This window comes from Streptomyces rubellomurinus (assembly GCF_000961885.1).
Taxonomy (GTDB): Bacteria; Actinomycetota; Actinomycetes; order Streptomycetales; family Streptomycetaceae; genus Kitasatospora; species Kitasatospora rubellomurina.
The window spans coordinates 1-290 of sequence record NZ_JZKH01000368.1 but is presented as its reverse complement, the minus strand read 5'-3'; the positions used below and the strand labels follow the sequence as shown (position 1 = coordinate 290).

Genomic DNA, 290 nt, shown 5'->3' with positions numbered 1-290 from the left:
CGGGGGTTGGGTGAGGTCGGTGCGGCGGATGTCGTGGTGGCGGTGTGTGGCGGCGGTTCTGCTGCCGAGGTGGTTGCGTGGGTGTTGGGGTTGGTGCAGGGGTGGGTGGGTGAGGAGCGGTGGGCCGGGTCGCGGTTGGTGGTGGTGACGCGGGCGGTTGATGCGGTGTGGGGGTTGGTGCGGTCGGCGCAGGCGGAGTTTCCGGGGCGGTTCGTGCTGGTGGAGGCGGATGGTCCGGAGGGTGTGGTGGCGGCGGTGTCGTCGGGTGAGCCGCAGGTGGCGGTGCGTGG

1 protein-coding gene is annotated in these 290 nt (G+C 72.4%); it reads left to right on the top strand.

Annotation, left to right across the window (positions count from 1 at the left end):
- Window positions 1–290: SpnB-like Rossmann fold domain-containing protein (locus VM95_RS38220; RefSeq protein WP_045706359.1), on the top strand; the 290-nt coding region annotated here is incomplete at both ends.